Raw genomic sequence first — 18,839 nt, 5'->3', positions numbered from 1 at the left:
GCATGGACGCCTACGAGTACGCGGTCATCCGCGTCATCCCCCGCGTCGAGCGCGGCGAGCTGATCAACGCCGGGGTGCTGCTCTACTGCCAGCAGCGCGCCTACCTGTGCGCCCGCGTCGAGCTCGACGCGGTCCGGCTGCGCGCCCTCGACCCCGCCGCCGACCTGGCCGGCGTGCGGCAGTCGCTCAGCGCCTACCAGCTCGCCTGCGCCGACGAGGAGGGCCCGCTGTCCAGGGAGTCGCTGGGCAGCCGCTTCCGCTGGCTCACCGCGCCGCGCAGCACCATCGTGCAGACCGGCCCGGTGCACATGGGACTGACCACCGACCCCGAGGCCGAGCTGTCGCGCCTGTTCGACCGCCTGGTCCGCTAGACCTCCGGCGGCGGCGGGCCCTTGAGCTCGTGGAAGCCGGGCGTGCCGGCGATCACCAGCACCGCGTCGAGCAGCCGGCCGGCCGCCTCGCCCTCGGGCACCCGCGACAGCACCGGGCCGAAGCACGCGGTGTCGCCGACGGCGAGGATGGGCGTGCCGACGTGCGGGCCGACCTTGGCGATACCGCGGGCGGTGGAGGCGCGCAGCTCGTCGTCGTAGCGCTCGCTGGTCGCCGCCTCGGCCAGCTCCAGGGGCAGCCCCGCCTCGGCCAGCGCGGCGGCGGCGTCCCAGTCGGTCCTGGAAGCGAAGGCCGCGTAGAAGGCGCCCAGGGCTGCGGTGCCGTACCCCTCCTGGACGGCGGCGCAGATGCGCGCCGGGTACCAGAGGTAGCCCTCGGTGTCGCCCTCCGGATTCACCTCCAGGTGCTCGTTGAGCGCGGCCAGGCTGAGCAGCCGCCAGCGGATCGTGATCGGGCGGACCGTCGCCGCCTCGACCAGCCACCGGGAGGTCGTCCAGGTGAAGGGGCAGGACGGGTCGAACCAGAAGTCGACGATCACCCTCAGAAGAGTACTGACATGAAGGTGTCCACCTCGCGGAAGCCCACCTTGCGGTAGACCGCGCGGGCGGCGTGGTTGAAGTCGTTGACGTAGAGCGTGACCAGCGGCGCGAAGCAGGCCAGCGACGCCTCGACCACCGCGGCCATGCCCGCCACCGCGTGCCCTTCGCCGCGCCGCTCGGGCGCCACCCACACGCCCTGGATCTGGCAGGCCTGCGGCGTCACCGCGCCGATCTCGGCCTTGAACACCACCCGGCCGTCCTCGATGCGCACGTAGGAACGGCCGATCCGGATCAGCTCCGAGACCCGGGTGCGGTAGAGCGCCCCGCCGTCGCCCAGGTTGGGCGAGACGCCGACCTCCTCGGTGAACATCGCCACGCAGGCCGGCAGCACCACGTCGAAGTCCTCAGGGCGGGCCCGGCGCACCAGCGGGTCGGCGGCGACCGGCGGCTTCCGCGAGGTGGCCAGCACCGGCTGCCGCCAGCGGATCGCGCGGGCCCGGCCCCAGTACGGCTCCAGCCGCTCCCACAGCGGCTCCACCGCCTCCACCGGGCCCACGATCGACGAGCAGCGGCGCCCCTGGCGCCGGGCGCGGTCGGCGAAGGCCGCGACGGCCTCCGGACCGGCGTTGACCGGCACCATGTTCGCCCCCGCGTAACAGAGCGAGACGAGCGCGCCGCGCGGCCCGAATCCCCACATCTGCCCGCCGAGCCGAGCCGGGTTCAGCCCGACCATGCGGACCCTGGAGGCGACGAAGACGTTGGCGACCGGATCGGAGTCGAGCAGGGCCAGGACTTCGTCCCGGTCGTTGTCGTCGAGGACGCGCGACGCCGAGGTTCGCAGCATCACACGGCCAGCCTACCCCCGAACGCCGAGGATCTCCGTGAGCCGCTCGTGTCTGTATCGTCCACCTGCGGACAGCCGCTCGGCCGGTCGCGGCCCCGCCTGCTTCGGGCAGTGCGTCTGCACCGGAAGCGTGGCGTCCTCCAGGTAACGGGCCAGCGCCCGGTCCACGCAGGCGTTGCCGGCCAGCGACAGGCCGTGGTTGCCGCCCGGATCCACCACCATCCGCGCGGTCGGGAAGCGCTTCATCATGGCCACCGCCCCCTGGTACGGCGTGGCCGCGTCGCCCCGCGCCTGGACCATCAGCACCGGCGGCAGCTTGGACGAGCCCTCGATCCGCAGCGGCTCGCCCCCCGGCACCGCCCAGAACGCGCACGGCGCGTTGTACCAGGCGTTCGACCAGGTCAGGAAGGGCGCCTTGCGGTGCATCGCGGTCATGTCGGCCCGCCAGCGGCTCCAGTCCCGCGGCCAGGCGGCGTCGCGGCACTGCACCCCGAGGTAGACCGCGTAGCTGTTCTCGGTGGAGGCGTCGATCTTCACGTAGTGCCGGAAGGCGGAGACCAGACCGGCCACCTCGCCCTTGCGCACGTACCGCGACCAGGCGGCGGCGAGCTGCGGCCAGATGGCGTCGGTGTAGCCGCCCACGGTGTACAGCTCGTCGAGCTCGCTCGGCCCGACCACCCCGCCGGCCGGCTTGGCGCGCAGCCGCTCGCGCATCGAGTACCACGCGAAGCTCGTCTGTTTGAAGGTCTTGCCGAGCTTGTAGACCTTGCGGTTGCGGGCCGTCCAGGACAGGAACTCGCGGTGGCGGCGGTCGAAGGAGCGGTCCTGGGAGAGGTTGGCGCGGTACCAGATCTCGTCCGGGTTGACCGAGCTGTCCAGCACCAGGCGCTTGACCCGCTCCGGGAACAGCGTGGCGTAGGCCGCGCCCAGGTAGGTGCCGTAGGAGTAGCCGAGGTAGCTGATCTGCTCCTCGCCGAGCTCCCGCCGGATGACGTCGAGGTCGCGGGCGCTGTCCTCGGTGGCCAGGTGCGGCAGCATCCACGCCCACAGGTCGCCGCACTTTGCCGCGTACCCCTGGGCCCGGCCGACCAGCACGGCCTCCTCGCGGGCCGTCTTCGGCACGTGGTCGGGGCGCGGGGGCGCGAAGTACTTGTCCGGGTCGACGCAGCGCAGGCTCGGCTCGCTGCGGCCGACGCCGCGCGGGTCGAAGCCGATGATGTCGAACCGGTCGGCCAGGTCCGCCGGCAACGCCGCCGCCACGTACCCGGCCAGCTCGCGGCCCGACGCGCCCGGCCCGCCCGGGTTCACCAGCAGGGTGCCCAGGTGGTTGTGGTCACGGGAGACCTTGCCCTTGATCCGGTTGAGCGCCAGCTTGATCGACTGCCCGTACGGCTCGCGGTGGTCGAGCGGCACCCGCACCGTCGCGCACTCCACCCCCGCGCGCATCGGCTCACCGTCCTCCGGGCTGCGCGGCTCCACGCCCAGCAGCCGCTCCACCATGGACGGCGCCCTGGTGCAGGGACCCCACGAGATCGTCGCCCGAGGCACGGGCTCGGCCTCGGCCGTCCCCACCGCGCTCAGGCCCAGCACGCCCATCACCGCGACAACCCCGACGGCCCGTCTCACCCGACAGCACTCCTTAGCTCATGGAACACCCGAAGGCTGCCAAGAGTAACCGGGTGATCGCCCGGCGTATTGCCGAGCCGTGACAGTCGGCTGGCACAGTGTTGGATCGCCGCCGGGTTCCAACGCGACCGGGCGGGGTCGCGTTCTTTACTGGCGAGAGGAGAGCAATGGACCGATACGAGGGCTTCCGCGAGTTCGTCGGCGCCCGGCAGCAGGCCCTGATGCGCAGCGCGTTCCTGCTCACCGGTGACGCGCACCTGGCCGAGGACCTGCTGCAGACGGTGCTGACCCGCGTCGCCCGGCACTGGCGCAAGCTGGCCAGGGACGGCAACCCGGAGGCCTACGCCCGGCGGGCGCTGATCAACGAGCACATCTCGTGGCGTCGCCGCCGGCGGCCGGACATCCCCACCGCCCACCCGCCCGAGCGGGGGCGGGACCCCGGGGACGACTCCCTGCACCGCATCGCCCTGCGCCAGGCCCTGGCCCGGCTCACCCCGCGCCAGCGGGCCGTGCTGGTGCTCCGCTTCTACGAGGACCGCACCGTCGAGGAGACCGCCGACCTGCTCGGCTGCTCGTCCGGCACGGTCAAGAGCCAGACCCACCACGCCCTCGGCCGGCTCCGCGTCCTCGCCCCCGACCTCGCCCACCTGCTCGCCCCCGTGGAGACGACCCCATGACCCGCCTCTCGTCCGACCGCCTGCCCGTGGAGACGACCCCATGACCGACCTGTTCCGAGACCACCTCGCCGGGATCGCCGCCGAGGCTCCCCAGGTGGACCTCGCCGACCGGGCCGTGCACCGCGCCAACCGGCAGCGCCTCACCGCCCTGGCCGCCGCCGCCACCGCCGTCCTGGCCCTGACCGCCGGCGGCGTCACCCTTACCGTCCTCGACCCCGGCGCCACCCAGGTCATGACCAGCACCATCACCGACACCCTGCCCCCCTCCGGCGTCACCCCGCTCAGCCACGCCTACTACGACTTCTGCGGCGAGCAGTGGGACCCGAAGACCAACACCGCCACCTTCGACCGCACCTGCGCCCAGTGGAACGTCGTCACCCGCGACGGCGCCGTCTACCGCATGCCGGAAGCCCTGGGCGTCTACACCGAGCAGTCCAGCGAGAACTACATGAACACCGGTGCCCCCGTCGCCATCACCCCCGACGGTCGCCGCATCGCCTACTACTCCGAGCCCGCCCGCCGCTTCGTCGCCCGCGACCTGGACAGCGGCCGGATCTGGCCGGTCAGCGAGGAGATCACCCGCGCCGCGCTGGTGGCCGGCGGCACCCGGCTGCTGTTCTCCCCCGACGGCCGCCACCTCGCCGTCAGCGGCGCGCTCTACGAGGTCGAGACCGGCCGCCGCACCGACCTCCCGTCCGGCTGGTTCGCCGAGTCCGTGCCCGCCGGCGGCTCGCCCCTCGTCGTCCGCGACGCCGACGACCGGATCGGGCTGCTGGCCGACGGCCAGGTCCGGGTGCTGTTCAAGCCCGAGCACTGGTTCATGGCCGGCCCCCTGTCCGAGGACGGCCGCACCCTGACCGGCCTCACCGGCCGGGTCCCGACCTCCCGGCACCTCACCGAGGACGGCGAGGTCCCCTACGACACCCTCGTCAGCATCGACACCGAGACCGGCCGGGTCACCCGCTCGGTGAAGCTGCGCGGCACCGACGCCCGCTTCTCCCCCATGCGCATCGGCGCCTGGGCCTCCCCCACCGAGATCACCGTCGCCGTCCCCGATCACGACTTCTCCGACCGCCGGGACCCCGCCGACGTGAAGACCCCGCCCCTTCTCGGCCAGCACACCTACGCCCTCGACGTCACCACCGGCCAGGTCCGCCGCCTAGCGAGCCACACCTACCGCGCCTGGGCCGGCGACCTCGCCTCCGCCGGCTTCTGACCCTTGGTTTCCGCAGGGGAACCGCTGCCGGTCACCGCGGGAGCCCCGGCACACGTACGGCCGGCCACCCGAAAAGGTGACCGGCCGTACGCGCGCGACAGAGGTGAGGGCTCAGCCCACGGTGACCTGAGGGCCGGGGGCGTCGTCGTCGAGGTCCACCTCGACGCCCATCTCCTCGGCCAGCCGCAGCGCCTCCTCGATCAACGTCTCGACGATCTGCGACTCGGGCACGGTCTTGATGACCTCGCCCTTGACGAAGATCTGCCCCTTGCCGTTCCCCGAGGCCACCCCGAGGTCGGCCTCCCGAGCCTCGCCGGGCCCGTTGACCACGCAGCCCATGACCGCGACCCGCAGCGGCACCTTGAGCCCTTCGAGCCCGGCCTGGACCTGCTCGGCCAGGGTGTAGACGTCGACCTGCGCCCGCCCGCAGGAGGGGCAGGAGACGATCTCCAGCCCGCGCTCCCGCAACCCGAGCGACTCGAGGATCTGGGTGCCGACCTTGACCTCCTCGACCGGAGGCGCCGACAGCGAGACCCGGATGGTGTCGCCGATGCCCTCGGCGAGGAGCGCTCCAAAGGCGACGGCCGACTTGATCGTGCCCTGGAAGGCCGGCCCGGCCTCGGTGACGCCGAGGTGGAGCGGGTAGTCGCAGCGCTGGGCGAGCAGCCGGTAGGCGTTGACCATGACGACCGGGTCGTTGTGCTTGACCGAGATCTTGATGTCGCGGAAGCCGTGCTCCTCGAAGAGCGAGCACTCCCACAGCGCCGACTCCACCAGCGCCTCGGGGGTCGCCTTGCCGTACTTCTGCAGAAGCCGGGGGTCGAGCGAGCCGGCGTTGACGCCGATGCGGATCGGGACGCCCGCCGCGGCGGCGGCCCGGGCGATCTCGCCGACCTTGTCGTCGAACTTCTTGATGTTGCCGGGGTTGACCCGGACCGCCGCGCAGCCCGCCTCGATGGCGGCGAAGACGTACTTCGGCTGGAAGTGGATGTCGGCGATGACCGGGATCTGGGACTTCCTGGCGATGATGGGCAGCGCGTCGGCGTCGTCCTGGGACGGCACCGCCACCCGCACGATCTGGCAGCCGGACGCGGTGAGCTCCGCGATCTGCTGCAGGGTCGCGTTGATGTCTGCCGTGACCGTGGTGGTCATGGACTGGACGGAGACCGGCGCGTCGCCACCGACCGGGACCGAGCCGACCATGATCTGACGCGAGTGGCGGCGTTCGGCGATCGGCTTGGGACGGACCGAGGGGATGCCGAGTGCTACAGAAGTCACTTCAACAGTTTAGGCGGTGAGCTCCCGGGCCCGAGCCCGCGCCCACTCGTCGGCCGCCAGAACCTCACCCACTGTGTCCGCCGAAGTCACGACATGTTCCGACACCACGCACGCAACTGTATCCACGATGCCCAGGAAGGGCAGCCTTCCCTTCCGGAAAGCCTCGACGCACTCCTCGTTGGCCGCGTTGTAGACCGCAGGGGCGGTGCCGCCGGCCGTGCCGACCTGCCTCGCCAGCTCGACGGCGGGGAAGGCCTCGTCGTCGAGCGGCTCGAAGGTCCAGGTGTGCGCGCGGGTCCAGTCCACCGGGGCGGTCGCGCCGGGCAGCCGGGCCGGGTGGGCCAGCGCCAGCGCGATGGGCAGGCGCATGTCCGGCGGGCTGGCCTGGGCGATCGTGGAGCCGTCCACGTACTCGACCATCGAGTGGATCACCGACTGCGGGTGCACGACCACCTCGATCCGGTCGAAGGGCAGGTCGAACAGCAGGTGCGCCTCGATGACCTCCAGGCCCTTGTTGACCAGGGTGGCGGAGTTGATCGTGATGACCGGGCCCATGTTCCAGGTCGGGTGCGCCATCGCCATCTCGGGGGTGACCTCGCCGAGCTCGGCGCGCGGGCGCCCGCGGAACGGGCCGCCGCTGGCCGTCACCACCAGCCGCCGCACCGCCTCGGGGTCGTAGCCGTCGGGGCCGCCGGCCCACAGGCACTGCTGGAGCGCGGAGTGCTCGGAGTCGACCGGCAGGATCTGCCCCGGCTTGGCCAGCCGCTTCACCAGCGGCCCGCCGATGATCAGCGACTCCTTGTTGGCCAGCGCCAGCGTACGGCCGGCCTCCAGGGCGACCAGCGTCGAGGTGAGCCCCAGCGCCCCGGTGATGGCGTTGAGCACCAGCGGCTGCACCGCCTCGCCGGACGGCCAGGCGGCCACCTCGGCCACGCCCTCGTGCCCGCCGAGCACGGCGGGAGCCACCCCGCGGGCGGCGAGCGCCTCGCGCAGCGCCGGGACGGCGGCCGGGTCGGCGACCGCCACGGCCTCGACGCCGAAGGCCGCCGCCTGGTCGGCCAGCTCGCCGACCCGGCCGCCCCCGGCCGCCAGCGCGAGCACCCGGAAGGCTCCGGGGTCGCGGGCGAGGACGTCGAGGGCCTGGGTGCCTACGGAGCCGGTCGAGCCGAGGACGACCACCGGGCGGGAGGTAGCTGAGCGCACCCGCCCATTGTCCCCGCCGCCGCCCCCTGGTCGGTACGTGACTCCGGAATCCCGCGCCGTCTGCCGTTTCCCGAAATCCGTGACGGGTGGGACAGAAAACAATTGCTGTCCACATTTCCAGAAATATCGCTATATCAGGATCAGTAAATCTCGGGAAATCAGGACAATGCTCTCGCTACCTTCCAACCTCAGATCAGGTTCCGGGAGGTACCTCATGCACCGCAGACTCGCTCTGCTTTCCGTCGTCACCCTCGCCACGGGGGGCACCTTTCTGACCACCATGCCGGCCCACGCCAAAGCGGCGCCCCCTCCCGCCGAGGAGAAGGCCGCGGACAGCAAGTCCGAGCAACGCGAGGTCCTGGACTACTGGACGTCGGCCAAGATGGCCAACGCCCAGCCGCTGACCGCCCCCGCGCCCAAGACGGGCCAGGGCGGCCAGGGCGAGCCGGGCCAGCCCAACACCAACACGCCCTGGACCGCCTCGCCCACCGACCCGACCGCGGCGGTGAGCGGCGGCGCGCAGTGGACCAAGGGCGGCCAGGTCGTCAAGACCACCGGCCGCATCTTCTTCACCTACCAGGGCCGCAACGCCTCCTGCTCCGGCAGCGCGGTGACCAGCGCGAACCGCAGCGTCGTCATGACCGCCGGGCACTGCGTCAAGATGGGCGGCCAGTTCCACACCAACTGGGTCTTCGTCCCCGGCTACGACAACGGCCAGCGGCCCTTCGGCACCTGGGTGGCCACCAAGCTGATCACCACCCCGCAGTGGAACGCCAAGGAGGACATCAACTTCGACATCGCCGCCGCGGTGGTCGCGCCCCAGCAGGGCCGGCTGCTCACCGAGGTCGTGGGCGGCCAGGGCATCTCCTTCAACCAGGCACGGCGCCAGCAGATGTTCTCCTTCGGCTACCCGGCCGCCGCGCCGTACAACGGCTCGAAACTGATCTACTGCGCCGGCCGGGCCTTCGACGACTTCCTGCTGTCGAAGGACCACGGGCTCACCTGCAACATGACCGGCGGTTCGAGCGGCGGCCCGTGGTTCGTGAACTTCAACGAGTCGACCGGCGCCGGAACGCTCAATTCGGTGAACAGCTTCAAATACAACTTCGCCCCGAACTGGATGTTCGGCCCCTATTTCGGCAATGAGGCCCAGGCGGTTTACAACGAGGCTCAGGCCACCGGCGCGGCCTAGACTTATTTGCCGAAAGTACCCACACGAACACACTCCGTAGTGCAGACTCGGGGGCCATGACCCTGAGCACCCCCCTGCTGGCGGCCGCTCCGCTCGTCGCGGGCCTCATGGGCCCCGCACTGGTCGGCGCGGCGCCCGTGGAGTCCCGGCCGATCGCCCAGCCCGTCCACCAGGCGGGCACCACCCCCCTCGCCGACGTCGTCGAGCGCGTCGCCGCGCGCAGCACCGCCGAGCAGCGGCGCGTCCTCGACTACTGGACTCCCGAACGCATGGCCAAGGCCAGGCCGATCAGCCTGCTGGGGCTCGTCACCAAGGACGGGGCCCTGCTCAGCGGGATCACCGGCAAGGCCGGGCTCGGCTCCGCGCCCGTGCTGGCCAACGGGGGCACCAAGCTCGCCCCGCGCCGCCAGTCGGCCCGCCCGCGCGCCGCCACCACCGGCGCGCGCTGGCAGACCGGCGGCGCGGTCGCCAGGACCACCGGCCGGGTCTTCCTCACCCTCTCGGGGGTGGACTTCGTCTGTTCGGCCGGCACCGTGCGCAGCCGCAACCGGGACGTCGTCGTCACCGCGGGTCACTGCGTCAAGGACGGCACCGGCGGCTGGGCCGAGAACTGGACCTTCGTCCCCGGCTACCGGCCCGGCGGCGACCGGCCCTACGGCTCCTTCACCGCCCGGCGCATGTTCGTCGCCGGGCCGTGGTCGCGCAGCGCCGACGACAGCTTCGACATCGGGATGGTCGCCCTCAACAAGGCGGAGGGCAAGCACGTGGCCGACGCGGTCGGCACCCAGGAGATCGCCTTCAACCCCGGCCGCGGCGGCCAGATCTTCGGCTTCGGCTACCCGGCCGACCCGCCCTACGACGGCGAGCACCTGTTCTACTGCGCCGGCCGGGTGCACGACGACCCGCACGGCGCGACGCGCGACCAGGGTCTCGGCTGCGAGATGACCGCGGGCTCCAGCGGCGGGCCGTGGCTGTCCGGGTTCGACCCGGCGACCGGCAAGGGCACCGTGACCTCGGTGAGCAGCTTCAAGTACACCGACGACCGCGGCACGATGTACGGCCCCTACTTCGGTGACGCGGCACGGGCGCTGTTCAACACCGCCGAACGTGCCTGAAACACCCGCGTAATACGCGCCTGGTTGCTTTCTGCCATGGAAGTGACCGTCACCCGCCCCGCCCCCGCCGATCCGGTCGTGGCGGCCCTCTGCGCCGAGCAGCAGCTCGAACTGGCCCACCGGGAGTCGCGCGAGCCGTACCACCCGCGCAAGGGGATCAACCCGCTGATCGAGTTCGTGGTGCTCTGGGCGGGCGGCGAGCCGGTCGGCTGCGCCGGGCTGCAGCCGCTCGAACGCGGCGTCAGCGAGATCAAGCGCATGTACGTACGGCCGGAGGCCCGCGGGACGGGCCTGTCGCGGCTGCTCCTGGCGGAACTGGAGGCGCTGGCGGCCGAGCGCGGGACCCCCGTCCTGCGTCTGGAGACGGGGGCCCTGCTCACCGAGGCGATCGCGCTCTACACCCGGTCCGGTTTCGTGCCGATCCCGGCCTTCGGCGAGTACGCCGGCAACGCCGAGAGCCTCTGCTTCGAGAAGCGGCTCGGCTAGAGCGCCAGCCCGGTCAGCACCATCGTCTTGGCGTAGGTGAGGTCCTCCATCGCCGAGCCGACGCCCTCGCGCCCGACGCCCGACTCCTTGACGCCGCCGTAGGGCATCTGGTCGGCGCGGTAGGACGGCACGTCGCCGATGACGAGCCCGCCGACCTCCAGCTCGCGGTTGGCGCGGAAGGCCAGGTCGAGCGAGCGGGTGAAGATCCCGGCCTGCAGGCCGTACTTCGAGTCGTTGACGGCGGCGAAGGCGGCGTCGGCGGAGGGCACCACCTGGACGGCGAGCACCGGGCCGAAGACCTCCTCGCACCAGACCTTCGCGTCGTGGGGCACCTCGGCCAGCACGGTCGGGGCGACGGTCGCGCCCTCGCGGGTGCCGCCGGCCAGCACCTTGGCGCCGCCGGCGACGGCCTCGTCGATCCACTCCTGGACCCGCTCGGCCGCGGCCTCGGAGACCAGCGGGCCGACCTGGGTCTTGTCGTCGTACGGGTCGCCGGTCACCAGGGTGCCGACGGCGTCGAGCAGCTTGGCGGTGAACGCCTCGGCGACCGCCTCCTCGACGATCACGCGCTGGACGGCGATGCAGCTCTGCCCGGCCTGGTAGTTGGAGAAGAGCGCCACCCGCGAGGCCGCCCAGTCGAGGTCGGCGTCGGCCAGGACGACCGCCGCGGCGTTGCCGCCGAGCTCCAGCACGACGTGCTTGCGCGGCACCGAGTCCATGATGGCGTAGCCGACCGGGCCGGAGCCGGTGAAGGAGACGACCGGCAGCCGCGGGTCCTCCACCAGGGCCGAGGCGCGCTCGTTCTCGACCGGCAGCACGGAGAACATGCCGGCGGGCAGCGCGGTCTCGGCCAGGATCTCGCCGAGCAGCAGCGACGACAGCGGGGTTGCCGGGGCGGGCTTGACGATGACCGGGGCGCCGACCGCGATGGCGGGGGCGACCTTGTGCGCGACCAGGTTGAGCGGGAAGTTGAACGGCGTGATCGCCAGGACCGGCCCGTACGGCACGCGGGTCACGTAGGCCAGGCGCCCGGCCGCGGCCGGCTCGGTGTCGAGCCGCATGGCCGTGCCGGAGTAGCGGCGCGTCTCCTCGGCGGCGAAGCGGAAGGTGGAGACCGCCCGGCCGACCTCGCCACGCGCCCAGGTCAGGGGCTTGCCGTTCTCCGCGGTGATGAGCTGGGCGATCTCCTCGGCCCGCTCGGCCAGCCGGCGCGAGACGTGCGCGAGGGCCTCGGCCCGCACGTGGATGGGGAGCGCGGCGGCCTCCTTGGCGACCGCGGCGGCCGCGGCGACGGCCTCCTCGACCTGGGCGTCGGTGGGCACCGAGTAGGCGCCCACCACCTTCCCGGTGTGGGGGTTGGTCACGGTGAGCTCGGAGGCGCCGGTGGCGGGGCGCCCGGCGAGCCAGAAGGTGCGCACGTCCATGTCCTCGACGCTATGCCATGGGGCGCGGCGGGCAACCACTCCACCCTGCACAAGCGTCTCGCCTGACCCCTCCGTTACGCACAAACCCCGGACGTGTAACAAAAATAGGTCTAATTCGGGATGTTTAACGGGTGGGGCGGTTTGAAGGATCTCCCACCGGGCTAAGGATCCAGCGGGTGGGCTCGGCAGAAAGGCGTGTGGCTCCGTGAGCGAACAGGCGACCCCGGCGCCACTCGGCCTACAGGGTGCGTATCTGCTGGGCGAACGGACCTCGCACGACGAGCTGCGGGGGCGGTTGCTCGACGTCGCCGTCAAGCTGCTCGCCAGCGACGGGCCGGAGAGCCTGTCCATGCGCCGCATCGCCAGCGAGGCCGGATGCTCGACGACGGTCATCTACACCATGTTCGGCAACCGCGAGGGGCTGGCCGAGGCGCTCTACCTGGAAGGGTTCGAGCGCGTCCGCAAGCACATGGAGGCGGTGCCGCCCCGGCACGACCCCTTCGACTACCTCACCGCCCTCGGACCGGCCTACCGGACGGCCTGCCTGGCCGAGCCGGAGTACTACAGCCTGATGTTCGAGCGGGCGATCCCCGGCTTCGAGCCGAGCGAGCGGGCCCGGACGCTGGCCCGGGCGGCGCTCAACCTGCTGGACCGGGTGATCTCGGACTGCATCTCGGCGGGGTACCTCATCCCGACCCAGCCGCGCAAGATCGCCGACGCGCTGTGGGCGGCGGCCCAGGGCGCGATCAGCCTGGAGCGCGCCGGGCACCTGCGCGACGACCGCACCTACGACGCGGTCACCACGGCGACCATCTGCTGCTACCTCCTCAAGAAGCCCTGACTCGAGAAACCCTGACATCCGCCAGAGGTCAGGACACCGAGGGGACGGCGAGCGCGAGGGCCACCCAGAGCTCGGCGCGCACGCCGGGGTCGTCGAGGTCGCGGCCGAGCAGTTCGGAGACGCGCTTCATCCGGTAGCGCAGCGTGTGCCGGTGCACGCCGAGTTGCTGGGCGGCCGCGTCCCAGTGCCCGTTGGCCGCCAGGTAGGCGCGCAGCGACCCCACCAGGTCGGCCCGCGAGCCGTACTCCACCAGCGGGGCGAGCACGGACGCCCCGAAGGCCTGGGCGGCGGCGGGGTCGAGCAGGGACAGCAGGCCCTGTCCGGCCAGCTCGGTGAAGCGCACCACTCCCCCGCCCTGCCGCCGCGCCCGGGCCAGGGAGCGTTCGGCCTGGTCGAGGCCGGTGCGCAGGTCCCGGAGCGGGACGGGGCCGCCGACGCCGGCCGGTCCCGGCAGCTCCGCCGTACCGCCGATCAGCACCACGAGCTCCCCGTGCCGGACGGCGAAGCCGCGCGTCTCGGCGAGGTCGAGCGCGCCCGGCCCGGCGGCCACCACGCGGACCGGGTCTTCGGGCAGGCTCTCGCCGAGCGGCGCGAGGACGGCCCGGGCCCGGTCGGTCTCCCCCGCCAGCAACAGCTCCAGCACCGCCGACCGCACCCGGCGCTCGGCTTCGCGCTGCGCCCTGCCGCGCTCGACGGCCAGGGTGAGCAGGGACCCGGCGGCGTTGATCACCGTGTGCGCGACCGGCGGGAAGGGCAACGCCGCGCCGACGGCGAAGAAGCCGCGGCTGCCGAGCGGCTGGACCACGACGTGCTCGCCGGGCGAGGACAGCGAGATGCTCTGCGGCGCCCGCGGGGCCCGCAGCCGGTCGAGCTCGGCCACGGCCGCCCCGACCCGCGCCCCCTTGGTCGCGTGCCGGACCGCGCCCGACTCGTCCAGGAGCGCCGCCCAGCCGCGGATCTCGCGGGCGAGCCGGTCGATGACCGCCTCCAGCCCTTCGAGCGCCGCGCGGGTGAGCCGCCCCTGCGCGGCGAAAGCCTGGCTGACCTCCTCGTACTGCTCGGCGGCCAGCAGCTCGCTGACCACCTTGCCGATCGCGATGAACGGCGTCTCGCGCGGCACCTCCACCAGCGGCAGCCCGGCCTCGCCCGCCGCCTTCACCAGCCCGGGCGGGGTGACCTCGTGGCTGAGCCCGACGCCGAACCCCAGCCCGGAGACCTGCCGGGCGACCAGCCGCCCGATGTACGGCTCGTACGGCTCGGCCAGCCGCATCCCGGTGGTGAGCAGCAGCTCGCCGCCTTCGAGGAACGGGGTGGGGTCTTCGAGCTCGCTGACCGCCACCCAGCGCACCGGCACCTCGCCACGCGGGGCGGCGGCGAGCACGGGCAGCCGGAGCCGCCGCACCACGGTGTCGAGAGTCGGCGCCACCACTTGTCCATTCCGCACGAAGATGTTGGACATATCGTGCCACAATGGAGTATCGGCCCTTGGCCCCGGCCGCCCTAACGTCGGGAGCATGAGTCTTCCGCAGGAACGCCGCCTCGTCACCGCCGTCCCCGGCCCCAAGTCGCAGGAGCTGCTGGCCCGCAAGCAGGCCGCCGTGCCGCCGGGCATCGGCACGACCCTGCCGGTCTTCGTGACGAAGGCCGGCGGCGGCGTGGTGGTCGACGCGGACGGCAACTCGCTGATCGACTTCGGCTCGGGCATCGCCGTCACCAACGTCGGCAACGCCGCCCCGCGCGTGGTCGAGCGGGTGCGGAAGCAGGTCGCCGACTTCACCCACACCTGCTTCATGGTCACGCCGTACGAGTCGTACGTCAGCGTCTGCGAGAAGCTCAACGCGCTCACCCCCGGCGACCACGAGAAGCGCACCTTCCTGGTGAACTCGGGCGCCGAGGCGGTCGAGAACGCGGTCAAGGTCGCCCGGCACGCCACCGGCCGCCAGGCGGTCGTCGTCTTCGACCACGGCTACCACGGCCGCACCCTGCTGACGATGACGCTGACCGCCAAGAACATGCCGTACAAGCACCGCTTCGGCCCGTTCGCCCCCGAGGTCTACCGCGTCCCGGTCGCCTACCCCTTCCGCGGCCCCGAGGACGCCTACGAGCGGGCCGTCGACATGATCAACAAGCAGATCGGCGCGGAGAACGTCGCCGCGGTGCTGATCGAGCCGATCCTGGGCGAGGGCGGCTTCATCGTGCCCAGCCGCGGCTTCCTGCCGAAGATCGCCGAGTTCTGCCGCGAGAACGGCATCGTGTTCATCGCCGACGAGGTGCAGACCGGCTTCGCCCGCACCGGTGACCTGTTCGCCTGCGAGGACGAGGGCGTGGTCCCGGACATCATCTGCACCGCCAAGGGCATCGCCGGCGGCCTGCCGCTGGCCGCCGTCACCGGCCGCGCCGACCTGCTCGACCAGGTCCACGTCGGCGGCCTGGGCGGCACCTACGGCGGCAACCCGCTGGCCTGCGAGGCGGCCCTCGCCGTCCTGGAGACCATCGAGGCCGACGACCTGGTCGCCAAGGCCCGCCGGATCGGCGAGATCATGCTCCCCCGCCTGGAGGCGCTGAAGGAGCGCTTCCCGATCATCGGCGACGTGCGCGGCCGGGGCGCGATGATCGCTATCGAGCTGGTCGAGCCGGGCACCACCGACCCGAACCCAACCGCCACCCAGGAGATCGTCAAGCGCTGCCACGCCGAGGGCCTGGTCGTGCTCACCGCCGGCACCTACGGCAACGTCCTGCGCTTCCTGCCGCCGCTGGTCATCCCCGAGCACCTCCTGGAGGAGGGGCTGGGCATCCTGGAGAAGGCTTTGGCACAGGCCTGATATTTCCGGCTTTTGAAGGGCATCCACTATGCGGGTGGATGCCCTTCTTTGTTGCTGTACGGCAGGCGTCCCGGCGGAACCTTCACCCGCGCTTGACACTCCGCTTGATCGCCGGGCGCTATAACGGATCCGTTACCGGACGGGACGAGCACCGCGCGGGAGGGTGATGAACTGGGGTCTGACCGGAACGGTGGACGACGTGGTGACCTTCGACCCTGAAGGCCTGTCGGCCGCCCAGTGTTTCGGCGACGCGTGCGTGGTGTGCCACAAGAAGTGGCCCAGGCCTCGTACCCGCGTCGGCCGCCTGCCGGACGAGTCGCCGGTGCTCGCCTGCACCGACTGTGCCGAAGCCCTCTTCCCCGCGCCGCTGGCGAAGGTCGTCGCCTTCCCCGTTCGCTGACCCTCCCGCCCGTTCTCAGGCGGCCTGGGTGCGGAGCTCCTCACGGATGCCCCACGGCGAGCCGTACTCCTCCAGCAGGGTCAGGAACGGCACCGCGTCGAAGGCCTCCGGCCCGAGCACGCCGGTGCCCTGCCAGATCCCGCGGGCCACCAGCTCGAGGGCCACCACGGGGTGGATCGCGGTCTGCCAGACGACGGCCTGCGAGCCGTACTCGGCCATCGACCAGTCGTTGTCGACCACGTGGTAGAGGTAGACCTCGCGCGGGGCGCCGTCGGTGCCCAGGCCCTTGACCCAGGTGCCGGCGCAGGTCTTGCCGCGCATCCGGGAGCCGAGCGTGGCCGGGTCGGGCAGGCGGGCGGCGACCAGGTCGCGCGGCGCCACCTCCGAGCCGCCGACGCGCACCTTCTCGGCGCTGTCGAGGCCGAGCTTGCGCAGGGTCTTGAGCACCCCGATGAACTCCTCGCCGAGCCCGTACTTGAAGGTCACCCGCCTGGCCGGGATCCACCTCGGCACGAGCAGCACCTCCTCGTGCTCGACGTTGACGCACTCGACCGGCCCGATGCCCTCGGGGAAGTCGAAGATCTCCGGCTCGCTGAACGGCTCGGTGGTGTGCCAGGCGCCGTCCTCCCACACCACGGGCGGGTTGAGGCACTCCTCGATGGTGGTCCAGATGGAGAAGGTGGGGGCGAAGTCGTAGCCGTCCACGACCAGGTTGGAGCCGTCGCGGATGCCGACCTCGTCGATCCGGCTGAACAGGTGGTCGGCGGCGTAGCGCGCGAAGATGTCGGCGAGGCCCGGCTCGACGCCCATGCCGACCAGCGCGAGCTGCCCGCCGGCCCGCCAGTCCTCGTCGAGGGCGAACTGCTCGTCGCCGAGCTTCACGCCCGGCCTCCGGTACGGCTCGCTCGGGTGCGGGCGCGACAGCGACATGGCCATGTCGAGGTAGTGCGCCCCGGCCTCCAGCGCGGCCCGGAAGAGCGGCATGGTGAAGCGGGGGTCGACCGCGTTGAACAGCACGTCGCAGTCGTGCTCACGCAGCGCTCTGGTCACCTCGGCCTGGTTGGAGGCGTCGAGCTCGATGGCGCTGAACCGGGGATCGCCGACCCGGCGGACGGCTTCGGCCGCCCGGTCCTGTTTGGAGTCGGCGACCACGATGTGTTCGAAGAAATCTCGTCGGGCGGCGATGGGCACGACGGCGGAGCCGACCCCGCCGGCTCCCACAAGCAGGATTCTCATGGAGGGACCTTACTGGCTGACTGGTCAATCAGCCAATACTGACTGGCCGATCAGCCAGTTGCAAATCCACAAATAAGCGGAGCCACGAAAGCCGGGCTCAGTCGACGAGGCCCAGTTCACGAGGCTCAGTTCACGAGGCTCTGCCAGCGCTCGGCCCAGGCGGTGTAGTCGGTGCAGTCGCGCCGCTGCGGGGCACAGCCCATCCGCGCCCCACCCAGGAAGTCCACCTTCTCCAGGCGATAGGCCCGGCACGCCTCCTTGGCCGCGTCGGTGCAGCCCTTGGGATTGGCCGGCGCCAGCGCCAGCCACGCGGCGGCCTGCTCCTGCACGTGCGGGGTGAGCGTCCAGCTCAGCCAGCGGTAGGCGCAGTCGAGGTTGGGGGTGCCGGCGCCGAGCATCCAGGAGTCGACCCAGCCGGTGGTGCGCGCGGTCTTGACCTTCTTGACCGGCTTGCCGGCCGCCTGCAGCCGGCCGAGCAGGAACGGGGTGACCTGCGCGTAGTCGACGCGCCCGGACGCCAGCGCGCTCACCACGTCGAGCTGCAGGGTGTAGGTCGAGCGCCGCACCCCGGCCAGCTTGCCGCCGAGCTCGTCGAGCCCGGCCTGGTCGAGCGCCATCGGGTCGAGCCCGAAGGCCTGCGCGGCGTGCCCGAGGGTCAGCGGGGTGTCCCGCACCATGGCCCGCGCCGAGGTGTACAGCTCCTCGGCCTTCGGCTTCTTGATCCGCGTGGTGTCGTAGACCGTCTCGTAGGACCCCCACAGGTACGGCACGGCATAGGTCGCCCCGTCCCGCACCCCGGTCTCCTTGAGCTGCGCCGGCAGGTCGGCGTAGCCGCTCACCCGCGCGGTGTCGATCGGCTGGACCCGCTGGGCGGCGACCAGCGAGGCGGCGAGCTCGGGGGCCGCCGAGACGATGTCGTAGGTGTGCGTGGCCAGCTTGTCGGCCATCTCCTCCGGCGTCTGCACGAAGTCGAGCCGGGCGGTGCGGCAGCCGGTGACGCCCTGGAACTCGGTCGCCCCGGTCACCCAGTTGACCTTGGGGCTGTTGGCGCCGTACTCGGCGAAGCCCTTGTAGGCCAGGATGTCGAGCGTGCCGTCGGTGCTGCCCGGGCTGGGGCTGGAGCTGGGCGGCGCGGTGGTCGGCGCGGTGGTCGGCCCGGCCGACGGCGAGGCGGACCCCGGGGGCGTGGGCGCAGGGTCCTGCTGCCCGGCGGCGGTGCTGGCCAGCAGCGCCACCGCGACGGCCAGCCCGCCGGCGCGGCGTGCCGTACCGCTCAGCCTCCTGCTTCGCACCCTGCCCCCCGTCGATCCGTGTGCTGCTGGAGCTTACCGGGAACGGGGCGGGACCGCGGGCGCCCCGCCCGGTCCGGGCGGGGGCTCAGGCGGTCAGCCGTTGGTGGGGAACCCCAGGTTGACGCCGCCGTGCGAGGGGTCGAGCCAGCGGGAGGTGACGACCTTGCCGCGGGTGTAGAAGTGCACGCCCTCGGTGCCGTGCACGTGGGTGTCGCCGAACAGCGAGGACTTCCAGCCGCCGAAGCTGTAGAAGGCCAT

At 72.3% G+C, this 18,839-nt stretch carries 18 protein-coding genes and 1 pseudogene; 9 read left to right on the top strand and 10 right to left on the bottom strand.

Features of this window, described 5'->3' with window-relative positions; genetic code table 11:
• The first annotated feature begins 2 nt into the window (after positions 1-2).
• Positions 3-371 (top strand): DUF3037 domain-containing protein, encoded by a 369-nt coding sequence (locus AB0I67_RS42030; RefSeq protein ID WP_357936390.1) that lies wholly within the window; start codon positions 3-5, stop codon positions 369-371.
• On the opposite strand, the gene AB0I67_RS42025 is transcribed toward AB0I67_RS42030, so the two are convergent.
• Genes AB0I67_RS42025 through AB0I67_RS42015 form a run of 3 tightly spaced genes read right to left on the bottom strand, consistent with a single transcriptional unit; the run spans position 368 to position 3,399 of the window.
• A complete protein-coding gene (locus AB0I67_RS42025; protein WP_357936388.1) occupies positions 368-928 on the bottom strand; it encodes a DsbA family protein in 561 nt (186 codons plus the stop codon). The two genes, AB0I67_RS42030 and AB0I67_RS42025, sit on opposite strands and share 4 nt — an antisense overlap.
• 2 nt (positions 929-930) lie before the next feature.
• Positions 931-1,773, bottom strand: coding sequence for a GNAT family N-acetyltransferase (locus AB0I67_RS42020; protein ID WP_357936422.1), 843 nt, complete (start codon positions 1,771-1,773; stop codon positions 931-933).
• A 12-nt stretch (positions 1,774-1,785) separates the two neighbouring features.
• Complete coding sequence (locus tag AB0I67_RS42015) at positions 1,786-3,399, bottom strand: alpha/beta hydrolase (RefSeq protein ID WP_357936386.1); 1,614 nt, start codon at positions 3,397-3,399, stop codon at positions 1,786-1,788.
• 167 nt (positions 3,400-3,566) lie between these two features.
• On the opposite strand from AB0I67_RS42015, the gene AB0I67_RS42010 reads away from it, so the two are divergent.
• Both AB0I67_RS42010 and AB0I67_RS42005 read left to right on the top strand, forming a co-directional pair.
• Entirely contained in the window at positions 3,567-4,076 is a 510-nt protein-coding gene (locus tag AB0I67_RS42010) for a SigE family RNA polymerase sigma factor (protein WP_357936384.1), read from the top strand.
• A gap of 40 nt (positions 4,077-4,116) precedes the next feature.
• On the top strand, positions 4,117-5,292 hold the full coding sequence (locus tag AB0I67_RS42005; protein ID WP_357936382.1) for a hypothetical protein: 1,176 nt from the start codon (positions 4,117-4,119) through the stop codon (positions 5,290-5,292).
• Positions 5,293-5,403: 111 nt separating this feature from the next.
• Here the strand turns inward: AB0I67_RS42005 and ispG are convergent, their stop codons facing one another.
• Both ispG and dxr read right to left on the bottom strand, forming a co-directional pair.
• Positions 5,404-6,570 (bottom strand): flavodoxin-dependent (E)-4-hydroxy-3-methylbut-2-enyl-diphosphate synthase, encoded by a 1,167-nt coding sequence (gene ispG / locus AB0I67_RS42000; RefSeq protein WP_357936380.1) that lies wholly within the window; start codon positions 6,568-6,570, stop codon positions 5,404-5,406.
• A gap of 9 nt (positions 6,571-6,579) precedes the next feature.
• Positions 6,580-7,773, bottom strand: coding sequence for a 1-deoxy-D-xylulose-5-phosphate reductoisomerase (gene dxr, locus AB0I67_RS41995; RefSeq protein WP_357936378.1), 1,194 nt, complete (start codon positions 7,771-7,773; stop codon positions 6,580-6,582).
• Between the two features lie 214 nt (positions 7,774-7,987).
• Between dxr and AB0I67_RS41990 the strand changes: the two genes are divergently transcribed.
• Genes AB0I67_RS41990 through AB0I67_RS41980 form a run of 3 tightly spaced genes read left to right on the top strand, consistent with a single transcriptional unit; the run spans position 7,988 to position 10,566 of the window.
• Positions 7,988-8,965 (top strand): peptidase, encoded by a 978-nt coding sequence (locus tag AB0I67_RS41990; RefSeq protein WP_357936376.1) that lies wholly within the window; start codon positions 7,988-7,990, stop codon positions 8,963-8,965.
• A gap of 56 nt (positions 8,966-9,021) precedes the next feature.
• A complete protein-coding gene (locus AB0I67_RS41985) occupies positions 9,022-10,080 on the top strand; it encodes a trypsin-like serine protease (protein ID WP_357936375.1) in 1,059 nt (352 codons plus the stop codon).
• A 36-nt stretch (positions 10,081-10,116) separates the two neighbouring features.
• On the top strand, positions 10,117-10,566 hold the full coding sequence (locus AB0I67_RS41980) for a GNAT family N-acetyltransferase (RefSeq protein WP_357936373.1): 450 nt from the start codon (positions 10,117-10,119) through the stop codon (positions 10,564-10,566).
• Here the strand turns inward: AB0I67_RS41980 and AB0I67_RS41975 are convergent.
• Positions 10,563-11,990, bottom strand: coding sequence for an aldehyde dehydrogenase family protein (locus tag AB0I67_RS41975; RefSeq protein WP_357936371.1), 1,428 nt, complete (start codon positions 11,988-11,990; stop codon positions 10,563-10,565). The genes AB0I67_RS41980 and AB0I67_RS41975 overlap by 4 nt on opposite strands.
• Before the next feature lie 205 nt (positions 11,991-12,195).
• Here AB0I67_RS41975 and AB0I67_RS41970 point away from each other — a divergent pair, with 205 nt between their 5' ends.
• On the top strand, positions 12,196-12,831 hold the full coding sequence (locus tag AB0I67_RS41970) for a TetR/AcrR family transcriptional regulator (protein ID WP_357936369.1): 636 nt from the start codon (positions 12,196-12,198) through the stop codon (positions 12,829-12,831).
• Between the two features lie 28 nt (positions 12,832-12,859).
• Here the strand turns inward: AB0I67_RS41970 and AB0I67_RS41965 are convergent, their stop codons facing one another.
• The gene (locus tag AB0I67_RS41965; protein ID WP_357936367.1) at positions 12,860-14,290 is read right to left on the bottom strand and encodes a PucR family transcriptional regulator; all 1,431 of its coding nucleotides are present in this window, start codon (positions 14,288-14,290) and stop codon (positions 12,860-12,862) included.
• 55 nt (positions 14,291-14,345) lie between these two features.
• Between AB0I67_RS41965 and gabT the strand changes: the two genes are divergently transcribed.
• Both gabT and AB0I67_RS41955 read left to right on the top strand, forming a co-directional pair.
• The gene (gene gabT, locus AB0I67_RS41960) at positions 14,346-15,653 is read left to right on the top strand and encodes a 4-aminobutyrate--2-oxoglutarate transaminase (RefSeq protein WP_357936365.1); all 1,308 of its coding nucleotides are present in this window, start codon (positions 14,346-14,348) and stop codon (positions 15,651-15,653) included.
• 166 nt (positions 15,654-15,819) lie between these two features.
• Complete coding sequence (locus AB0I67_RS41955) at positions 15,820-16,053, top strand: hypothetical protein (RefSeq protein ID WP_357936363.1); 234 nt, start codon at positions 15,820-15,822, stop codon at positions 16,051-16,053.
• 15 nt (positions 16,054-16,068) lie between these two features.
• On the opposite strand, the gene AB0I67_RS41950 is transcribed toward AB0I67_RS41955, so the two are convergent.
• From AB0I67_RS41950 to AB0I67_RS41940, 3 genes and pseudogenes are all read right to left on the bottom strand, one after another.
• Entirely contained in the window at positions 16,069-17,289 is a 1,221-nt protein-coding gene (locus tag AB0I67_RS41950; RefSeq protein WP_357936361.1) for a saccharopine dehydrogenase C-terminal domain-containing protein, read from the bottom strand.
• A 125-nt stretch (positions 17,290-17,414) separates the two neighbouring features.
• A complete protein-coding gene (locus tag AB0I67_RS41945; RefSeq protein WP_357936359.1) occupies positions 17,415-18,581 on the bottom strand; it encodes an extracellular solute-binding protein in 1,167 nt (388 codons plus the stop codon).
• Positions 18,582-18,674: 93 nt separating this feature from the next.
• Positions 18,675-18,839: pseudogene (locus AB0I67_RS41940) on the bottom strand (methylmalonate-semialdehyde dehydrogenase (CoA acylating)); the annotation flags it as partial.

Origin of the sequence: Nonomuraea sp. NPDC050310, assembly GCF_040655795.1 — a bacterium.
GTDB lineage: Bacteria > Actinomycetota > Actinomycetes > Streptosporangiales > Streptosporangiaceae > Nonomuraea.
Note: the sequence above shows the minus strand (reverse complement) of the source record. Positions and strands in the feature narration are given on the sequence as shown.